The 18673-nt window shown below is 66.0% G+C and carries 14 protein-coding genes and 1 pseudogene; 9 read left to right on the top strand and 6 right to left on the bottom strand.

What is annotated here, in order from left to right; all coding sequences use genetic code 11:
• Window positions 1-78 precede the first annotated feature (78 nt).
• From AB7M16_RS10650 to rpsU, 3 genes and pseudogenes are all read left to right on the top strand, one after another.
• On the top strand, window positions 79-1374 hold the full coding sequence (locus AB7M16_RS10650) for an MFS transporter (protein WP_260380268.1): 1296 nt from the start codon (window positions 79-81) through the stop codon (window positions 1372-1374).
• 159 nt (window positions 1375-1533) lie between these two features.
• Window positions 1534-4175: pseudogene (locus AB7M16_RS10645) on the top strand (EAL domain-containing protein).
• A 311-nt stretch (window positions 4176-4486) separates the two neighbouring features.
• Window positions 4487-4762: a 30S ribosomal protein S21 gene (gene rpsU / locus AB7M16_RS10640; protein WP_025038058.1), complete on the top strand. Its 276-nt coding sequence runs from the start codon at window positions 4487-4489 to the stop codon at window positions 4760-4762.
• Between the two features lie 101 nt (window positions 4763-4863).
• Here the strand turns inward: rpsU and AB7M16_RS10635 are convergent, their stop codons facing one another.
• The 3 genes from AB7M16_RS10635 to AB7M16_RS10625 all read right to left on the bottom strand — a co-directional run bounded on the left by AB7M16_RS10635 (window position 4864) and on the right by AB7M16_RS10625 (window position 5776).
• Entirely contained in the window at window positions 4864-5142 is a 279-nt protein-coding gene (locus AB7M16_RS10635) for a DUF1488 family protein (protein WP_172787463.1), read from the bottom strand.
• 78 nt (window positions 5143-5220) lie between these two features.
• Entirely contained in the window at window positions 5221-5517 is a 297-nt protein-coding gene (locus AB7M16_RS10630) for a hypothetical protein (RefSeq protein ID WP_453943857.1), read from the bottom strand.
• A complete protein-coding gene (locus AB7M16_RS10625; protein WP_172787461.1) occupies window positions 5510-5776 on the bottom strand; it encodes a hypothetical protein in 267 nt (88 codons plus the stop codon). Before AB7M16_RS10625 ends, AB7M16_RS10630 begins: the two co-directional genes overlap by 8 nt.
• Window positions 5777-6148: 372 nt before the next feature.
• Between AB7M16_RS10625 and AB7M16_RS10620 the strand changes: the two genes are divergently transcribed.
• A complete protein-coding gene (locus AB7M16_RS10620) occupies window positions 6149-6475 on the top strand; it encodes a hypothetical protein (RefSeq protein ID WP_271501239.1) in 327 nt (108 codons plus the stop codon).
• Between the two features lie 352 nt (window positions 6476-6827).
• A complete protein-coding gene (locus AB7M16_RS10615; protein ID WP_453943856.1) occupies window positions 6828-7793 on the top strand; it encodes a helix-turn-helix domain-containing protein in 966 nt (321 codons plus the stop codon).
• Here the strand turns inward: AB7M16_RS10615 and AB7M16_RS10610 are convergent.
• Window positions 7790-8401 (bottom strand): TetR/AcrR family transcriptional regulator, encoded by a 612-nt coding sequence (locus tag AB7M16_RS10610; protein WP_453943855.1) that lies wholly within the window; start codon window positions 8399-8401, stop codon window positions 7790-7792. The two genes, AB7M16_RS10615 and AB7M16_RS10610, sit on opposite strands and share 4 nt — an antisense overlap.
• Window positions 8402-8531: 130 nt before the next feature.
• Here AB7M16_RS10610 and AB7M16_RS10605 point away from each other — a divergent pair, with 130 nt between their 5' ends.
• The 4 genes from AB7M16_RS10605 (at window position 8532) to AB7M16_RS10590 (ending at window position 15298) form a co-directional block, all read left to right on the top strand.
• Window positions 8532-9761, top strand: a complete 1230-nt coding sequence (locus AB7M16_RS10605; protein WP_453943854.1) for a cytochrome P450 — start codon at window positions 8532-8534, stop codon at window positions 9759-9761.
• Between the two features lie 133 nt (window positions 9762-9894).
• Entirely contained in the window at window positions 9895-13554 is a 3660-nt protein-coding gene (locus AB7M16_RS10600; protein WP_453943853.1) for an AsmA family protein, read from the top strand.
• A gap of 351 nt (window positions 13555-13905) precedes the next feature.
• A complete protein-coding gene (locus AB7M16_RS10595; protein WP_172787456.1) occupies window positions 13906-15024 on the top strand; it encodes a DUF2336 domain-containing protein in 1119 nt (372 codons plus the stop codon).
• Window positions 15025-15055: 31 nt separating this feature from the next.
• Complete coding sequence (locus tag AB7M16_RS10590; RefSeq protein ID WP_172787455.1) at window positions 15056-15298, top strand: hypothetical protein; 243 nt, start codon at window positions 15056-15058, stop codon at window positions 15296-15298.
• A gap of 56 nt (window positions 15299-15354) precedes the next feature.
• Here AB7M16_RS10590 and AB7M16_RS10585 read toward each other — a convergent pair whose 3' ends face one another.
• Together AB7M16_RS10585 and AB7M16_RS10580 are read right to left on the bottom strand one after the other, a co-directional pair.
• Complete coding sequence (locus AB7M16_RS10585; protein WP_453943852.1) at window positions 15355-17061, bottom strand: response regulator; 1707 nt, start codon at window positions 17059-17061, stop codon at window positions 15355-15357.
• Entirely contained in the window at window positions 17058-18572 is a 1515-nt protein-coding gene (locus AB7M16_RS10580) for an ATPase domain-containing protein (protein ID WP_453943851.1), read from the bottom strand. The genes AB7M16_RS10585 and AB7M16_RS10580 overlap by 4 nt, the downstream gene beginning before the upstream one ends.
• Between the last annotated feature and the right edge of the window lie 101 nt (window positions 18573-18673).

Raw genomic sequence — 18673 nt, 5'->3', positions numbered from 1 at the left:
GGCATGCGCGAAAAGCGCTTGACCCAGGCATCCCCGGATGGTCCGAAGAACCGTCCAGGGATGAAACAAGCACACAACATGCGGCTTCCTTTCTTCTACGGCTGGGTCGTGGTCGCCGTGACCTTCGTCACCATGGCGATCGGCGTCAACGCGCGCACCGCCTTTTCGCTGTTCTTTCCACCCATCATCGCCGAGTTCGGCTGGGAGCGCGGCGTCACCGCGGGCGCCTTCTCGTTCGGCTTCGTGGTGTCGGGCGCGGTCAGCCCGCTGATCGGCCGCCTGATGGATCGCGCCGGCCCGCGCGCGGTGATGGAGCTCGGGGTCGTGCTGATGGGCGGCGGCCTGCTGCTGGCGCCGCTGACCAGCGCGCCCTGGCACCTCTATGTCACCATCGGCGTCATGGTCGGCGCCGGCAGCGTCTGTCTCGGCTATTCCGGCCAATCGCTGTTCCTGCCGAACTGGTTCATCCGCAAGCGCGGCTTCGCCATCGGCATCGCCTTCGCCGGCGTCGGTATCGGCTCGGTGACGCTGCTGCCATGGGTGCAGCACATGATCGAGCAGACCGGCTGGCGCACCGCCTGCACCGCGATGGGCCTGCTCGTCCTGATCGCGCTGGCGCCGATCAACCTGCTGCTGCACAAGCGCCCCGAGGACATCGGGCTCCAGCCGGATGGCGATGCCGCCCCGGCCGCAGGCGCGGCAAGGCCGGTCTCCAACGTGGTCGATCCCGTCTGGGTCAACACCGACTGGACGCTGCAGCGCGCCGTCGCGACCGCGCGGTTCTGGTGGATCGCGCTCGGCTATTTCTGCGGCCTGTACATCTGGTACGCGGTGCAGGTGCACCAGACCAAATTCCTGCTCGACGTCGGCTTCAGCTCCAGCGTTGCGGTGTGGGCACTCGGCATGGTCAGCCTGCTCGGCATTCCCGGCCAGATCGTGCTGGGGCATGTCTCCGACCGCATCGGCCGGGAGTGGGTGTGGGCAATCAGCTGTGCGGGTTTCGTCGTCTGCTTCGCCGCGCTGATCGCGCTGAGATATCAAGCTTCACTCTGGCTGGTTTATCTGATGGTGTTCACGCAAGGCGCGCTGGGCTACGGCCTCACTTCGATCATGGGCGCGGTGGTGTTCGAGATCTTCCAGGGCAGGCATCAGGGCAGCATCTTCGGCACGATCATGCTCGCGGCGCTGGCGGGCGGTGCGGCCGGACCGTGGGTGACCGGCTTGCTCTACGATCGCGCCGGCGACTACACGCTGGCTTTCGCCGTCGCGATGGTCGTGAGTGGAATGTCGGCTCTCGCGATCTGGCGGGCGGCGCCTGGGAAGGTGCGGGCGGTCGCCGGCCGGCTGCACAAGCTCAAAACGGATTCCCGATAGGTTCCGTACACATCAAGATATCTGCAGCGTTTTCGCCGAGCGTTAAGCATGTCACGTCTTGCTGCAACGCGACCGGAGCGCAAAAAAACATCTTGGACACCATCGGAGCGCTAGCCTCGGCGGATTGCCGCTCCTTCCCGACGCCTTCCGGGTTTGACGATGTCCGCCTCCGATTGTCTTCTGACCGAAATGCCGGACGTGCTGCGCGCAGTCCTCGAACGTGCTGAAGATGCCGTCGTCATCGTCGATGACGCGCATCGCATCACGCACTTCAATTCCGCCGCGGAGCGAATCTGGAAGCTTGCCGCCACCGAGGTGCTCGGCCGGGATGCCGCCGTCCTCAACCTCGATTGCCTCTGGATCGGCACGGCCGCCGATTTCCGCGACGAGATCAGCCTCGTGCGTCGCGATGGCAGCCGCATCAGGATGATGGTGTCGGTGTCCTCGGCGATGATCGGCGGGACGACCCATCACATCGTGTTCGCGCGCGACGTCACTCTCGATGCCGAGCGCCGCGTCAGGATCGGTCTGCTCAATGCCGTCTCGGACCAGACCAACCGGGCGGTGATCATCACCGACGTGGAGCAGAACATCGTCTATGTCAACTCGGCGTTCACGGCGCTGTTCGGCTACACCAACGCCGAGGCGGAGGGCCGCCGCGCTGGCGAGCTCATCGCCGGCCGCCACACCGATCGCAGGGTGGTCGCCAGGCTCGTCAAGCGCCTGAAGCGCGGCGGGCCTCGCGGCGAGGCCGAGGTGCTCGTCTACGACCGGAACGGCGAGGAGATCTGGGTCTGCGCCCGGATCGATGCCTTTCGCGACGGCAAGGGCCGGGTCAAGCACATCTTCGCGCTGCTCGAGGACATCACCGAGACCAAGCAGCTGCGCTCGCTTCAGCAGCTCATCATGGGCGCGCTCGCCGACGAGGTACCGATCGGCGAGATCGCCGACCGGCTGTGCCGCCGCGTCGAGGAGATCGCACCCGACGTCGTCTCTTCGCTGCTTCACATCGACGCCGCCGGCCTGGTTCATCCGCTCGGTGGCCCCAGCCTGCCTGAGGACTATTCCCGCGCGCTGGACGGCGTTGCGATCGGTCCCAATGTCGGCTCCTGCGGCAGCGCGGCCTTCCATGGCGTGCCGGTTCTGGCCGAGGATCTCGACACCGACCCGCGCTGGCAGCCCTACAAGGCGATGCCGCTCGCGATCGGCCTGCGCGCCTGCTGGTCGACCCCGGTCAAGGCCAAGGACGGGCGCGTCATCGCCACCTTCGCCTTCTACTATCGTGAGCCGCGCGCGCCGAGCAACTGGCACCGACGCATCGTCGAGGCTTGCGTCGATCTCGGCGCCTTCGCGATCGAGCGCAAGGAGGCGCGCGCCGAGATCGCGCGGCTCGCCTATCACGACATCCTCACCGGCCTGCCGAACCGCGCCCAGCTGCGGCACCTGATCACCACGGCGATCGATGCCTGCCCGACCGGCAGCCATGTCGCGCTGGCCTTCCTCGACGTCGATCATTTCAAGGACGTCAACGATACGCTGGGTCACGCCGCCGGCGACGAGCTCCTGGTCCAGCTCGCGCAGCGCCTGCGCGAGCATATCGGCCCCGGCGACATGCTGGGGCGGCTCGGCGGCGACGAGTTCGTCATCCTGCTGCCGCAACGTAACGCCGAGGCTGCCGAGCGCGTCGCGGCTGACATCTCCGAGGCGCTGGCGCGGCCGCTGCGGCTCGGATCGAAGCTGATGCCGATGTCCGCCAGCATCGGCATCAGCCTCTATCCCGATCACGCCACCGACATCGACACATTGATGCAGCAGGCGGATGCCGCCATGTACATGGCCAAGCAGGCCGGACGCTCGACGCATCGCATCTTCAGTGCCGAGATGAGCGTGCTCGCCGAGCAGCGGCTGGCGCTGATCGCGGCGCTGCGCCGCGCCGTCGCGGAAGGCGCGCTGAGCCTCAGCTACCAGCCGCAGATCCGCAGCTGCGACGGCGCGATCCACGGCGTCGAGGCGCTCGCGCGATGGCGCGATGCCGTGCTCGGCGACGTCTCGCCGGCAAAGTTCATCCCGCTCGCCGAAGAATGCGGGCTGATCGAGCAGATCGGGCTGTGGTCCGTGCGCGAGGCCTGCCGCCAGATGGCGAGCTGGCGCCGCGCCGGGCTCAACATCCCCTGCGTCTCGGTCAACCTGTCGCCGATCAATTTCCGCAACGTCACGCTGGCCGCGCGGCTCAAGGACATCCTGGCCGAGCACGAACTGCCGCCGGACGCGCTGATGCTGGAGATCACCGAAGGCACGTTCATGCAGGACGGCGCCGCAGCGCTGGAGACGATGAACGCGATCCGCGAGCTCGGCGTCGGCCTCTCGGTGGACGATTTCGGCACCGGCTATTCCAGCCTCAGCCGACTCGCGCATCTGCCGATCCGCGAGCTCAAGATCGACCGCAGTTTTATGCGCGACATCGAGCGTGACGCGGGCGCGCTCGCGATCGCCACCGCCGTCGTGCGCGTCGGCCAGGGCCTCGGCATGAGCGTGGTCGCCGAGGGCGTTAGACCGAGGGGCAGCGCAACACGCTGGCCGCGCTCGGCTGCGACATCGTCCAGGGCTTCCTCTACGCTCCCCCGCTGCCGCCGGTCGCCTTCGAACGCTGGCTGATCGAGCATTGCGCCGAGCAGGCGAGGGCGATGCTGGGGCGGCTGGACCTGGCGGCGGCGGGCAAAGCTGCAGTGAAGCGTTCGGCTTCTTGCTGCTCATCGTTCACCGGATCCGCAAGGACTAAACCCGCTCAATCCAGGGATTGAGCGGGCAAAGCAACCGTTCCAGTACATCCGTGAAACGGAGCAACGATCTCGAGCCAGCGGTGGTTCTTCTGTTCCGATCACGGCGGTTTGCGTCTGTCCGTCGATCTGCGAGCAGGGGGTTATCGATTGACAGCGCAGCACGACGGTGGTCAGGTGACACCACCAAGCCGCTCGCTGTGACATGCAGATCGGGCTCGTCCGAAGCCGCGACGAATGTCGCGCCACTATCCTCACACATCGCAATGAAGCTCCTGCGCAATTGGCTGCCCTGCAGGACGTATCGCATTCGCAGCCCGAGCCAGGAGGATCAATTGCACGTACTCGTCAGAGACAACAATGTTGAGCAGGCGCTCCGCGTTCTCAAGAAGAAGATGCAGCGCGAGGGCGTCTTTCGGGAAATGAAGCAGCGACGGTCCTACGAAAAACCGTCCGAGAGAAAGACCCGCGAGAAGTCCGAGGCCATTCGCCGCGCCCGCAAGCTCGCTCGCAAGCAGGCGATCAGGGAAGGGTTGCTGCCCGCGCCACCGAAGAAGAAACCTTTCGAGCGCAAGCCGCCCTTGCCGGAGATCAAGGCAAGGCCGGAGTAGCGACGACCTGCTTTCCGGATTTCACGCCATGCTGCGTCAGCCGTGACGCCGTAGAAAAGCCCGACCAAGCGTCGCACGCTGTCTTGCTCGTGGCTGAGATCCTATCGCCTGAAATCGATGCCTCGCAGCACGATGCCCGGCGGGGTGCCTTCGAATTCTGTGGCGCGATACTTGCTCGCGGCGCACGCTTCGATGCGATCCCGTAGACGGGCGAATTGGGCTTCCCGTTGCTCGGGCCTGACTTGCGGGCCCTGCTCGAGATCGTCCATCGCCGAGGTCGAGATCGCGCAAGGAATCTCCCGGGCGCCGTCATGCATCGAGAACCGTACGATCATCCGGTCGTATTCATGGCCGATGAAGCGGCCGCTGGTCAGTGTCATGGCTTACTCCATTGCACGTCGGTTTCCTGGCGCGTTGGCGCCAGCATGCGCGTAGAATGCAGGCAGCCGTCGCTCGGCTCAGCCGTCCCCGGATAGCCTTGCGAAATCGTCGAACAGCGCCGACACGAGCGCACGGTGGCGCGTGTCCTCGGCAGGCAGGCTTGCAGCATAGAGGTTGAGCAGATGGCGCGCCTTCACCGCGGCCTCCGGCCAGGATGCGGCCGGCACCGTCATCATGCGGTGCTCGAGCTCGGCCTCGCGCTCGCGCAGCTCTCTGACATGGGCCTCGACCTCGGCTAGCGCGCGGCGCAGGTCGGTGGCCTTCTGCGCGGCCATGCCACGGTGCTTATCGAGGTCGACAGGCTGGTCAGTCATTGGTCATGCTCGCGTCCGCAGCTTGCGCATTCGCAAGATCGACGGAGCCGATCGACAGTCTCTCCATGGTACCGCGCGCACCCTCGGCGGGCACGGTGATCATCGTGGCAATCCGGCGATAGGCGGCGAAGGTCAAGCCGTCGATCGTCTCCTCGTCCGTGACAACCTCATAGGCGCCCGCCGGCAAGATGCGCTCGATGCCGCGGATCTGGAACGGATGCCTGAATATGACGGTCTCTCGCCGCGAGCGGATGGTCATGCAGCCTGCCTTTCGCAAGTGAAGCCCCAACCGGTGCCGGCTGCTTGCGAGCATGCGCCTTTGCCGCGGCAATAGCCAGCACTATCATCTGCGCACCGGCCAGCGATCAGTGTCACGGAGCGACGGCAGTCCGCGACGCACTTAACGCTCGCTATTGGTTCGGCACGGGCGTAGGGTCGCCGTCATCACCGCGCTTCTCAACGGCATCGACCGGTGACTGAGGGTCACGTGTGCTCCCGCCGAAGGCTTCGCAGGAGCGTTCGATGTCGCGTGTACGCATCTCGGAATGGATCGTGCCGCCGGTGATCGTTCCGCTGTTTCTTCTGCTTCTCGTGTGCGCCGCTGCGGTCCTCAATGGCTAGGACAATACGCGTGCCGTATCTGGTCAGCGGCACCAACGAATACGGCAGCTCAAATCTCGGCCGCGGAACTGCGACGGTCGCGCTGCGTCTCGCGGAGAAGCTGCTGCGCGAGGGCTACATGGACGTCAGGGTCTGCACCCCGCGCGGCCGTGTCCTGCAGCCCAATGAATTCGACGAACTCAAACCAGCAAGGAAGAGCGACATGGCAAAGGGCCAGCAACGTGGCAACCGCGAAGCCAAGAAGCCGAAGAAGGAAAAGGCCAAGGTCATTGCCGCGGCCCCGTCCCGCAAGGACGCCGCCTGGCAACCGGATTTCGGATCTGCAAAGAAGAAGTAAGGAGAAGCTGCCGCCGAGCAGTGGGCGAGACAGCGCAAGGCGGCGTAGGCGCAGGTGATCGACTGAGCGTTGCCGGCTGTCGTGATGGCCTCGAAGGGCCTGCGCGCGTTGTCACAAGCGCGCGAGATGGGCGGGGGCGAGCTGGGCAGACATCGAACGACAGCGCGCCAGCGCCATTGGAATCCGTTGAGATCTCTCGTGAAAACGTCTTGCGACGACAACGGCGGCGGGGAGTCGCACGGCCGCCATTGCCATGTGCGAGTCTGGACCGTCGCTTGCCGATGTCGGATAATTGGGCCTGATCTGGCGGCGGGCGCTCAGCTCCACAGTCCTCACATCCGAGATTGATCCCATGGCACACGGCGCCCTCGGGCAGAAGCTCGAACGATTCCTGCATTTGAAGGATGCGCCGCCGACGCTGGTCACGCGTTCGCTGCGCAGCGCCGAGCTCGCGGTCACCGAAACCCGGGACGACCATCCCGTGACGCGGCTTTCCGAATCGTTGCCTGCGGAAGACGCCTATCTCGTCAGCGTCAAGCTCCGCGATTTCGTCAATTGCGAGTGCTGGGAGCGCGGCCGATGCGTGGTCAAGAACGATATCCGCGCCGGCGCCACTTATCTGTACGACCTGAAGCGCGACCCGCGTTACGTGATCGACAAGCCCTTCCATTCCCTGTTCTTCCATCTGCCCCGTTCGGCGTTGGACGACATGGCGAGGCAGAGCGGCGCGGGGCCGATCGGTGAGCTCGCCTATCAGCCCGGCATCGGCCACGACGATCCGACCATTCGCCATCTCGGCGCGTCGCTCCTGGCGGCGTTGCGGCGGCCTGACGAGGCCAACCAGCTCTTCGTCGACCACATGATGCTCGCGCTCACCGCACATGTCGTTACGACCTATGGCGGGTTGCGGCGCGCCGAGCCGGTGCGCGGCGGCCTTGCTCCGTGGCAGGTGAAGCGGGCTTGCGAAAGGCTGGAGTCAGATCTCCGCGGCAAGCTCTCGTTGGAGAAGATTGCGGCCGAGTTCGATCTCTCCGTCAGCCATTTTTCGCGCGCCTTTCGCGTCTCCACCGGCCTGCCGCCGCACCAATGGCTGCTGCGCCAGCGCGTGGACACGGCCAAGCAGTTGATGACGGTACGCGACCTGTCGCTGGCGGAGATCGCGGTATCGGCCGGCTTCGCCAATCAGAGCCACTTCACCCGCGTGTTCTCTTCGCTCGTCGGCATCAGCCCGGGAACGTGGCGCCGTGAACGAGCGGCAACCGCTCTCGATGCCAGAGACAGCGGCGCGGCTGCGTCGCCCGCTGCAGGCATCCGCTAGGCCGAGGCCAATCCCGTCCTGCTCCTGAGATCCGTGAGCGCGCGCAGGAAACTGTCGGCCGGTGTCGTCTCGGGATCGATCAGGCGGTGCAGGCGAAAGCCGTCTTCCAGCGCGAGCACGATCGCGGCCATCCAGGGCGGTTCCAGATTGTGGTTGCGTCCGTTGCTCTTCAGCGTCGCTTCGATGATGTCGGCGACCAGCTTGCGCCGCCCGCGCAGGCGTTTGGCAAGTTCCGGCCGGCGTTTCTCGGCGCGCGCGACGAACAGGATCATCTCCATGTGGAGCAGGGGCGAGCGGCCGAGCGGATCCTGCCGGCTGCGGTCCATCGTCTTCAGCGCCGCGATGAAATCGTCGAGATTGTCGTGCTGCGCCAGGATGTCCATGTTGCGCCGGATCGACTGCGCGACATGGTCCTCGAGCATGGCGATGATCAATTCGTCCTTGCTCGCAAAGTTCGAATAGAACGCGCCGCGGGTGAAGCCCGCCGCCGCCGCGATCGCCTCGATGCTGGCGCCGCCGATGCCGTCCTCCTCGAACACGCGCGCCGCCGCCTCGAACAGCCTGTTGCGCGTGTCGTCTCTGGTCGGCCTGGTTCTCACCCTTGACATCGGCGCAGCTTAGGGCAGAATGCAACTCGATACAACAATGTATCGAGTTGATAATTTACGGGGATGGTTACGCCGGGCGATGGGGCAGCCTTGCGTATGCGTGTCATGCGGCAACCGATCCGAGGTCACCATGAACGAGCAAGTGCAACCCGCTGGCGGACCGCTGTTCAACCCGCTCTCGCCGGATTTCATCCGCGATCCCTATCCGCACTATGAACGGCTGCGCACGCTCGATCCGATCCACCTGACGCCGTTCGGCCAGTACGTCGTCAGCCGCCACGCCGAGGTCAGTGTCGTGTTGCGTGACAAGCGCTTCGGCAAGGATTTCGCCGAGCGCTCCAGGCGCCGCTACAGCGACAGGATCATGGACGAGCCGGTCTTTCGGAATTTGGGCCACACGATGCTGCAGGCCGACCCGCCGGATCACACCCGTTTGCGCGGGCTCGTGGTCAAGGCCTTCACCGCGCGGCGCGTGGAGGACATGCGGCCGCGAATCCAGGAGATCGTTGATCATGCCATCGATGCCGTGATCGAGCGCGGTCAGATGGACCTGATCGGGGATTTCGCGTTCCGTCTGCCGGTCACGATCATCTGCGATATGCTTGGTATCCCGGAAGAGCACCGCGAGGCGTTCCACAAGGGCTTGAGCGATGGCGTGCGCATCTTGGATCCTGTCCCAATGACGCCGGACGAGATCAAGCAGGGCAACGCACGCAACCTGATGGCGCAGATGTATTTCCAGCAGTTGTTCGAACTGCGTCGCCGCAATCCGGGAGACGACCTCACGACCCAGCTCGTGCTGGCCGAGGAGGACGGCAACAAGCTCACCAACGAGGAATTGACCGCGAATATCATGTTGCTGTTCGTGGCCGGCCACGAGACCACGGTCAACCTGATCGGCAATGGCCTGCTCGCGCTCCACCGCAACCCGGATCAGCTTGCGCTCCTGAAAGCGCGGCCGGAGCTGATGACGAACGCGATCGAGGAGTTCCTGCGCTATGATTCCTCGGTGCAGATGACCGGCCGCGTCACGCTGGAGGAGATCGAGGACCTCGGCGGCGTGAAGATCCCCAAGGGTGAGACCGTGCTCTGCCTGCTCGGCTCGGCCAACCGCGATCCCGCGATCTACCCGGATCGGCCGGACCGGCTGGACGTCAGCCGGGCAAACGTCAAGCCGCTGTCGTTCGGCGGCGGCATCCATTTCTGCCTGGGGGCCCAATTGGCGCGCATCGAGGCCGAGATCGCCATTGCCACGCTGCTCCGGCGGCTGCCCGAGTTGCGCATCGACGATGTCGAGACCCCGGAATGGCGGCCGACCTTCGTGCTGCGCGGGCTGAAGCGGCTGCCGGCGAGCTGGTGAGGGGGCACGCGCGTTAACCTCCGCGCGCAACAGTCGCTGTGACTTCGCCATACTTCCCCCTATATAAGGGGCTGTTCCGGCGCGCCTGAGGCCCTCAGCTTCGGCCCGGGCCGGTTTGGCCGAGGGGAGACCCGTGCAGACGACGCTGCTCGGATTGGCGATTGCCTTCATCATTGCGCTGCTGGCCGCGCTGATCGGGCCTTACTACATCGACTGGAACCAGTTCAGGCCCCAGTTCGAGGCGGAGGCCGGCAAGATCATCGGCGTGCCGGTGCGGGTGGCGGGCGAGCTCGACGCGCGGCTGCTGCCGGCGCCGACGCTGCGGCTGCGCGCCGTCACCTTCGGCGGCAACAACGATCTCGGCCGCCTGCGCGCCGACAAGCTCGACGTCGAGTTCAGCCTCGGCTCCCTGATGCGCGGCGAATGGCGCGCCACCGAGCTCACGGTCGGCGGCATGGCGGTCGATCTCGGCCTGGACGCACGCGGGCGGGTCGATCTGCCGTCGACCGCGAGCGGCGCCTTCAACCTGGCGTCCCTCGCCATCGAGCGGCTGAACCTCACCGGCCGCATCGCTCTTCACGACGCCGCCAGCCGCTCGACGCTGGAATTGAACGACATCGCCTTCTCCGGCGACGTGCGCTCGCTCGCAGGGTCGGTGCGGGGCGACGGCAGCTTCAGCGCGCGCGGCGTGCGCTACCCGTTCCGCGTCTCCTCCGGCCCCAGCGCCGACGGCAGCGCGACCCGTCTCCACCTCAACATCGATCCCGGCGAGCGCGCCATCCTCGCCGATCTCGAAGGCGTGCTCGCCTTCGACAATCGCCAGCCGAAATTCGAGGGCGCGCTGACGCTCGCCGTGCCCGCGGTTAAGAAGGCGGGCGAGGCGGGGCCGACACCCTGGAAGCTCGCGACCAGGCTCAAGGCCGATCCGGCCGGCGCGAAATTCGAGCAGATCGATGCGAGCTTCGGCGCGGAGGACACCGCGCTGAAGCTCGGCGGCGTCGGCGATATCAGGTTTGGCGCCTCGCCCTTGCTGCGCGCGGTGCTGTCGGCGCGGCAGGTCGATGCCGACAGGCTGACCGCCAGGGACGATGCCGATCCGCAGCGCGTCCTGCCGGCACTGCGCGCAGGGCTGGCGGCGATCCCGCAGGTGCCGATCCCGGCGCAGATCGAGTTCAATGCCGATCAGATCATGCTCGGTGGCCGTCCGCTGCAGAACATCGCGGCCGAGCTTGCGACCGACGGCCGGTCCTGGACCTTTCGTCGGCTCGAGCTGCGCGCGCCCGGCATGACGCAGCTCTCGCTCAATGGCGCGGCTCCCGGCGCCGACAGTTTCAGCGGCCGGCTCAGCGTCGAGTCCTCGGATCCCGACACGCTGGTGGGCTGGTTGCAGGGCCGCAGCGAGATCAACCGCCGCAGCACGCGGCCGCTGCGCCTTTCCGGCGACGTCACCATCGCCGCCAATCATCTCGCCATCGACAGGCTGAAGGCCGACATCGACGGCGGCGCCGTCGAAGGCCGCATCGCCTTCGTGCAAACAGGCCCAAGCAAGGGCTCGCGGATCGATGCGGATCTCAGGGCCGATCGGCTCGACCTCGATGCCGCCGCGAGCTTCGTGCGCGCGCTGGCGGGGCCGCAAGGCGAATGGCCGGAGGAGGCAAAGCTCGCGCTCGATATCGGCCGCGCCGTCTCGGCCGGCCAGGAGCTGCGGCCGTTCGCAGCCCGGCTCGCCTACAGCCCAGCGTCGCTGTCGCTGGAGCAGCTGCGTTTCGGCCAGGCCGGCGGCGTAACCACGGAGGCCAGCGGCAGCTTCGACCGCGCCAAGGCCACCGGCAAGCTCGCGCTGAAATCCTCGGGCAATTCGCTGCGCGAGCTCACCGCGCTGATCGAGCCGTTCGCGCCCGCGATGCGCGTGCGCCTCGATGCGCTCCCGTCTTTGCCCGGCGCAACCCGTCTCAAGCTCGATCTCAGCCTCGACAAGAACGCCGAGCAGGCCGATCGCAGCAATGCCCGAATCGTGCTCGACCTCGACGCACCGCAGCTCAAGACCACGGCGACGCTGGCCGCGCAGACGCCGGCGGCCGCCATCGGCGGCATCGACCTCGAACGCCTGCGCAACAGCGACTTCACGCTGGAGGCGAAAGTCGCGGCGCCGCAGGCCGGCACCCTATTGGCACTGTTCGGACTCGACCGCATCGTGGCCCCGGGCGAGGGCGCCACGCAATTTGAAGGCCGCTTGAGCGGGACCTGGCGCCGTCCCTTGCAATTGAACGCAAAGCTCAGCGGCGGCGGGCTCGATGCGGACGCGCAAGGCAGCATCGAATTGTCGGAGCCCAAACCGTCCGAGCCCAAATCGTTCGAGCCCAAATTGTTCGATCCCAAGGCGAGCGTGAACCTGCGCGTGCGCAACGCCAATCTGGCGCCGCTGCTCGGGACCAGCCCGGCCGACAAGTCGGCGCAGAATGTCAGCCTGTCCTCCCGCCTCACGCTCTCCGGCAATCGCCTGACCTTCGGCGATCTCGACGGCAATGCCGCGGGCTCGCATCTGCGCGGCCATGTTGCGGTGACGCTCGATCAGGACAAGACCGTCGACGGCGAGGTCGGGCTCGACGCGCTCGATCTGGTGCCGGCGCTCGCCGTCGCGGTCGGCGCGGCCGGTCATGAGTCCGGCGACCCGCTCAGCGCCGGACTGGTCAGCGGCTGGCGCGGCCGCATCGCCTTCCAGGCCTTGCGCGGAACGTTGCCCGGCGGCATCGAGCTGCGCCCCTTCGGCGGCGTGATCCGGAGCGACGGCCAGTCGTTCGCACTCGATGCGCTCAAGGGCGGCGTCGGCGGCGGCGAAATGTCAGCAAGCCTCGACGCGCGCAATGGCGCGGCTGGTCTTGCGCTGAACGCGCGCATCGAGCTCAGCAATGTCGATGCGTCGGCGCTGCGCTATCGCGACCTCGCGCTGCCCAAGGGGCGCGCCTCGGTGCAGATGGCGCTGACCAGCCAGGGCCGCAGCGTCGTGGCCCTCACCGGTGCGCTCGCCGGCAACGGCACGGTGACGCTCGAATCCGCCGAGATCGCCGGCCTCAATCCGCGTGCGTTCGAGATCGCCATCCGCGCCAGCGACGGCGGTCAGGTCAACGACGACAACCGGCTGCGGCAGCTCGTCGAGCCCGCGCTGTCGGCGGGGCGCATTGCGGTGCCCTCGGCGCAGATTCCGTTCACGATCCGCGACGGCCGTCTGCGGGTCGGCGCAACGCCGCTGGAAGCGAAGAATGCCCGCGCCATCGTCTCCGGCGGCTACGACATTCCCGCTGATCAGGCCGACATTCGCGCCAGCCTGACGCCGATCATGACCGGGCTCTCCGGCGCTCCGCCGGAGATCCAGCTGTTCGCGGCAGGCCCGCCCGACAGGCTGAGCCGCACCATCGACCTCGCGCCGCTGTCGTCGTGGCTTGCTGTGCGCACGATCGATCGTGAGACGCGGCGGCTCGACGCCATCGAGCGCGGCGAGCCGCCGCCGGCCACCGCTGCGCTGCCGACACTGGTGTCTCCGGAGATAGCGCCCGAGCAGGCGCCGGCCAATGTGCCGTTGCCGGGCCAGGATCCGCGCCGCGCGCCGGCAAAGCCCAAGGTGGCGCCGACCCCGAAGGCTCCGCAGGCGGCGCCCGCCGCGCCGAGCCCGCCGCTTGCCAGCCAGCAACTCGCACCGCTCCCGCCGCCGATCGACGTAAAGCCGGCCCCGGGCCCGCCGCCCGCCAAGCCCAGGCCGAAGCCGCCGCTGGTGCTGACCCCGCAAAATCCTTGAGCAGATTGGTTTGCGCGAATTGGGCCGCGGGCTCGCTCACCTCTCCCGCTTGCGGGAGACGTCGCGCCGAAGGCGCGGGTGAGGGCTTTCTCCTCTAGGGGAAAGTCCCAACACCCTCTCCCCAACCCTCTCCCGCAAGCGGGAGAGGGAGCGCACCTCCTGCACAGCATCTTCCCCGCCTCTTAACCCATTCCCTCGCATTTGAACGAATTCTCGTCGGCAAAACTGATTTGCTGGTTTTACTGAATTCTCGCGTTTCATCTCTAGCGTTGGTTCCCAGAGGAATTCGGCGTCGCGCCGCGAGCGGCGGGACGGCTCGCCAAAGGGCTGCCAAGAACTGGGGTTATCGAGATGAACGGGGCGAAATCGCTTCTGCAGGATCTGGACGACGCGATCGCGCGCGGCACCGACGAAAGCCGGGCACGCGCATTGTGGCATGCGACCGACATCCTGATCACCGGCCGCTACAGCGACGACGAGATCAGCATGTTCGGCGAGGTGATCGGCCGGCTCGCCGACGAGATCGAGGTGGCTGCGCGCGCGCAGCTCTCCGAAGTGATGTCGGCCTGCGATCACGCCCCGCTCAACGTCATCGAAAAGCTCGCCCTCGACGACGAGATCGCGGTCGCCGGTCCCGTGCTGCGCGATTCCAATCGCATCGACGAGAAGATGCTGGTCGAGAGCGCCATGACCAAGGGCCAGGCGCATCTGCTGGCGATCTCCCAGCGCCAGTCGATCGGCGAAGCCGTGACCGACGTGCTGGTCAAGCGCGGCAACCAGGAGGTCGTGACCTCGGTCGCCAAGAACGAGGGCGCGCGCTTCTCCGGCTCGGGCCTGCTGCACATGGTCCGCCGTGCCGAGGGCGATTCGATCCTTGCCGAGCAGCTCGGCCTGCGCAAGGACGTGCCGCGCCACATCTTCCAACAGCTGATCGCGAAGGCCTCCGAAGACGTCCGCCGCCGCCTCGAGGTCGAGCGGCCCGAGATGATGTCGCAGATCCAGAGCTCGGTGACCGAGGTCACCGGCGATCTCCAGTCCAAGTTCGGCCCGTCCTCGCGCAGCTATTTCGTCGCCAAGCGCGTGGTCACGACGCAGTATCGTCAGGGCAATCTCAACCAGGATTCGATCTCGAACTATGCCCGCCAGCACCGCTTCGACGAGGTGCAGATCGGCCTGTCGCTGCTGTCGGCGCTGCCGGTCGACGTGATCGAGCGCGCCTTGATGGACCGCAACCGCGAGATGATCCTGGTGCTGTGCAAGGCCCTCGACTTCTCCTGGGACACGACGATGTCGCTGCTGTTCCTCGGCGCCAAGGATCATCTGATCACGGCGCGCGAGCTCCAGGACAACGAGCGCGAGTACGGCCGGCTCAAGATCGAGACCTCGCGCAGCATTCTGAAGTTCTATCAGTCGCGCAAGACCGGCGCGGGTGCCGATGCGGGCCGTCAGCCCGAGCTTCAGGTTCACTGACAGGTCCACTGAGGACAGGGGAGTATCCGCAATGTTGCCTCAATTCGGCACCGCCGTTCGCAAGAAGAATCCGGCCAATGCCGCCAGCGCCGATCTCGGCGGCGCGGCTCCGGACAAGGCCTCGGTGGACGCCGCCTGGCTCGTGCTCGAAGCCGCCAACGATCTCGGCGACCACGCCGCGGTCGACGCCTGCCGCCGCGTCATCGACGCCGAGCTGAACGGCACCGTGGCCCGCAGCGCGGACGTCGATCTCGTGCTGGGGTATTTCCGGTAAGGCTCCTGAGATCACCGAGTGGCCTGGACAGAGCGCAGCGAAATCCAGGATCACTCTCAGCAGGAGTTCGATCGTTTGGCGCCTGCATCGCGCCGAAGACTTGACTTCGCCGCGGACAAGGCTGCCGCGAGCTCGTCGATGTGATAGGGTTTGGCTAATATTGCAATGCCCGCGGTCTCCGCTTCATGGACCGAGGCTTCGGCGTATCCGCTGGTCAGCAATATCGGTATGTCGCTTCGTCTCTTCCTGATCTCGCGCGCAAGCTCGACCCCGTTCATGCCGCCCGGCATCATGATGTCGGAGAAGATCAAATCGATGGGACGGCCGTCCGCCAGGGCACCAAGCGCTGCTGCGGCGCTGGAGGCGCGGGTGACGTCGTAACCGAGCTGGCCGAGCATCTCGCTGACCAGCGCGGCAACCTCGTTATCGTCCTCCACGAGCAGGATCTGCCCCTGATTGCTCTTCTTCGGGCGCACCCGGGTGAGGTCGATGAGGTGTCGCTCGCCGGAAGGAGTCTCGAAGGATCGCGGCAAATACAGCTCGATGCTCGTGCCGCGGCCGACCTCCGATCGAATTCGCACCGTGCCCCGCGACTGCGTTGCAAATCCATGGACCTGTGCGAGTCCAAGTCCCGACCCCTTGCCGATGTCCTTGGTCGTGAAGAACGGCTCGAACACCCGCGACATGATTTCCGCGGGCATGCCGACACCGGTGTCGACCATGGACAAGCGAACATAGTCGCCGCAAATCTCCCCATCGTTCAGGTCGGGTAGATTTTCGCCGCGCACGATGATTGTGCCGCCATTGGGCATGGCGTCGCGGGCGTTGACGGCCAGGTTGAGAATGACCAGTTCGAGCTCGCCGGGATCGACCTCCACCGGCCATAGCTGCTCCGGAAAGTCGAATTCGACATGGACGTCACCCCTCAGGCTGCGATCGAGCAGTTCTCGCATGCCGCCGATCTGCGCGGCGACGTCGACGGGCTCCGGCCGGAGCTTCTGCCGCCGTGAGAATGCCAGAAGTTGCTTGGTCAGGCTTGCCCCGCGCTGTGCCGCCTGGATCATCCCGTCCATCAGGCGGCGACGGCGGGCCGGATCAGTCTGGCGTTCGAGCATGTCGAGGCCGCCGGAAATCACCATCAAGAGATTGTTGAAGTCGTGCGCCACGCCGCCGGTGAGCTGGCCGATGGCTTCGATCTTCTGAGCTTGGCGAAGTGTTTCCTCCACGCGTGCGCGCTCTTCAATTTCGAGGCGAAGCTGCTTGTTGGCCTCCTCCAGCGCTTTGGTCCGCTCGATCACCAGCTTTTCGAGCTCCTGCGCGGCCTGCTCGCGCGCCTCGAGCAGCGCCCGGATCTCGTATTGACGTCCGCGTGCCCGCAGTGCGGATTGGATGGTGCTGGTCAGAGTGATCGGCTGAACCGGGCGTTCGAGCAGCGAAACGTTGCGGAGAAGCTCGACAATGCTGCGCCGCCAGGCGACCACCGCAGGCTGCTCCCGGTGGCTGGTGAGAACGACAAAAGGGAGGTCGGACCATGGCGGTTGGCCTGCGATCCACTTCGCCAGCGACGCCGTGTCCTTCCCGAACAGACCTTCCTCGGCAACGAAAACGGCACCCACCCCGGCACTCATCTCGGTGACGAGCTCTTCCAGATTGCGGCAGTTGACGGCTTCAAGGCCGGAGCTGCGGAAGAGCTCCGCGGCGGCCGGGCCGTCGCGGCCGATCGGAGCGAAGACGAGAACGTGGTGATCTCGCCCGACGGTCATTCAGCAGTGCCTTCCGCCATCGCCGGGCCGGTATAATGCGGGGTGCCGGAAAAAATGCCGCTGAAATCCCTCAGTGGCGGACCGAGCTTGATGCCGGCGCTGGTGAGCCGAAATTCGCGGATCGTATGCTCGTGGTTGCCGCTGCGCTTCTTCACGACGGATAAGGCGCGCCGCACCGTTCCGCCGAGCTCGAAATAGCGCAACATGAGGACGGCATCGCTCAGATAGCTGATGTCGAGGTTGGTGTCCGTTGGCCCGACCAGCCCATGCTGAGCCAGGATCAGGATGGTGAGAACTCCTTGTTGCGCCAGGTAGCTCAGCAGTTCGTGCATTTGCAGAATGAGAAACCGCTCGTCGGGCATTGCGTTGAGATAGCCGTTCAAGCTGTCGATGACGATGACGCGGGCGTTGTCGCGTTCGACGCTCCTGCGCACGTTGGCCGCGAATTCACCGGGTGAGAGCTCGGCTGGATCGATCTGCTGGAAGCGGATAAGGCCCGCATCGAGATGCTCCTCGAGAGCGAGGCCGAGGGTTCGGGCGCGTGCCTCCACCGTGCCGCGGCCTTCATCGAAGGCGAAGAACACCGCGTGCTCGCCGCGTGTCGCCGCCGCAATCGCAAAGGTCAGCGCAACGGACGACTTGCCGACGCCGGCGGCTCCGATCAGAAGCGCGTTGGTGCCGCGCTCGAGACCGCCTCCCAGCAACTGGTCCAGTTCGGCGTTGCCGCTGCGCGTGAACTCCCCGAGAAACGCCTTGTGGTGTTCGGCCGCGACCAGACGTGGGAATATCCGCAAGCCGCCTGTTTCGATCGTGAAATCGTGGTAGCCGCCGCGAAAACGGATGCCGCGCATCTTGATCACGCGAAGCCGCCGCCGCTCGGCACCGTAGTCGATGGCCAGCTGCTCGAGCATCACCACGCCGTGCGCGATCGAATGCAGCTGCAGATCGTCCTGGGACGATGATAGATCGTCGAGCAGAACGACGGTGCAGTTGCGATTGGTGAAGAAGTGCTTCAGCGCGAGAACCTGGCGCCTGTAGCGGAGCGGGTTCTGCGCCAGCAGCCGCAATTCGGACAGGCTGTCGAGCACCACGCGGGTGGGATTGATCCGTTCGACCTCCTTGAAGATCAGACCCGTGGTCTCGCTCAGCTCCATCTCGGCGGGATGAAAAACCGTCAGCTCGCGCTCGGGATCGAGCGTCGTTTCCGGCGGCACCAGCTCGAAGATGTCGACCCCGTCCAGTGACCAGCCGTGCCGCTGCGCCACCACGGTGAGCTCGCGTTTGGTCTCGGAGAGAGAAATGTAGAGAACACGTTCGCCGTCGCGCACGCCGCGGAGAAGGAATTGGAGCGCAATCGTGGTCTTGCCCGTGCCCGGCCGGCCTTCATAAAGGTACATCCGGTTGGTATCGAGCCCGCCGCCGAGGATGTCATCCAGACCGTCGCTGCCGGTCGAAATTCTCGGCAAATCCTTCGGGTCGCCGCCTGGAACAGCCGCGGATTGAACGGTCATGAACCCCCCTTACGTGTCTTCCGAAGCTCTCCATGCGCTCCGAGCGTGCGCAAGGAGCCGGGATTGGCTAAAAAGGTCCGTCTTAGGAACTCTCAGGCAAG

This window comes from Bradyrhizobium sp. USDA 372, from assembly GCF_053629095.1.
The sequence above is the reverse complement of the archived record's forward strand: the minus strand, read 5'-3'. Positions and strand labels throughout refer to the sequence as shown.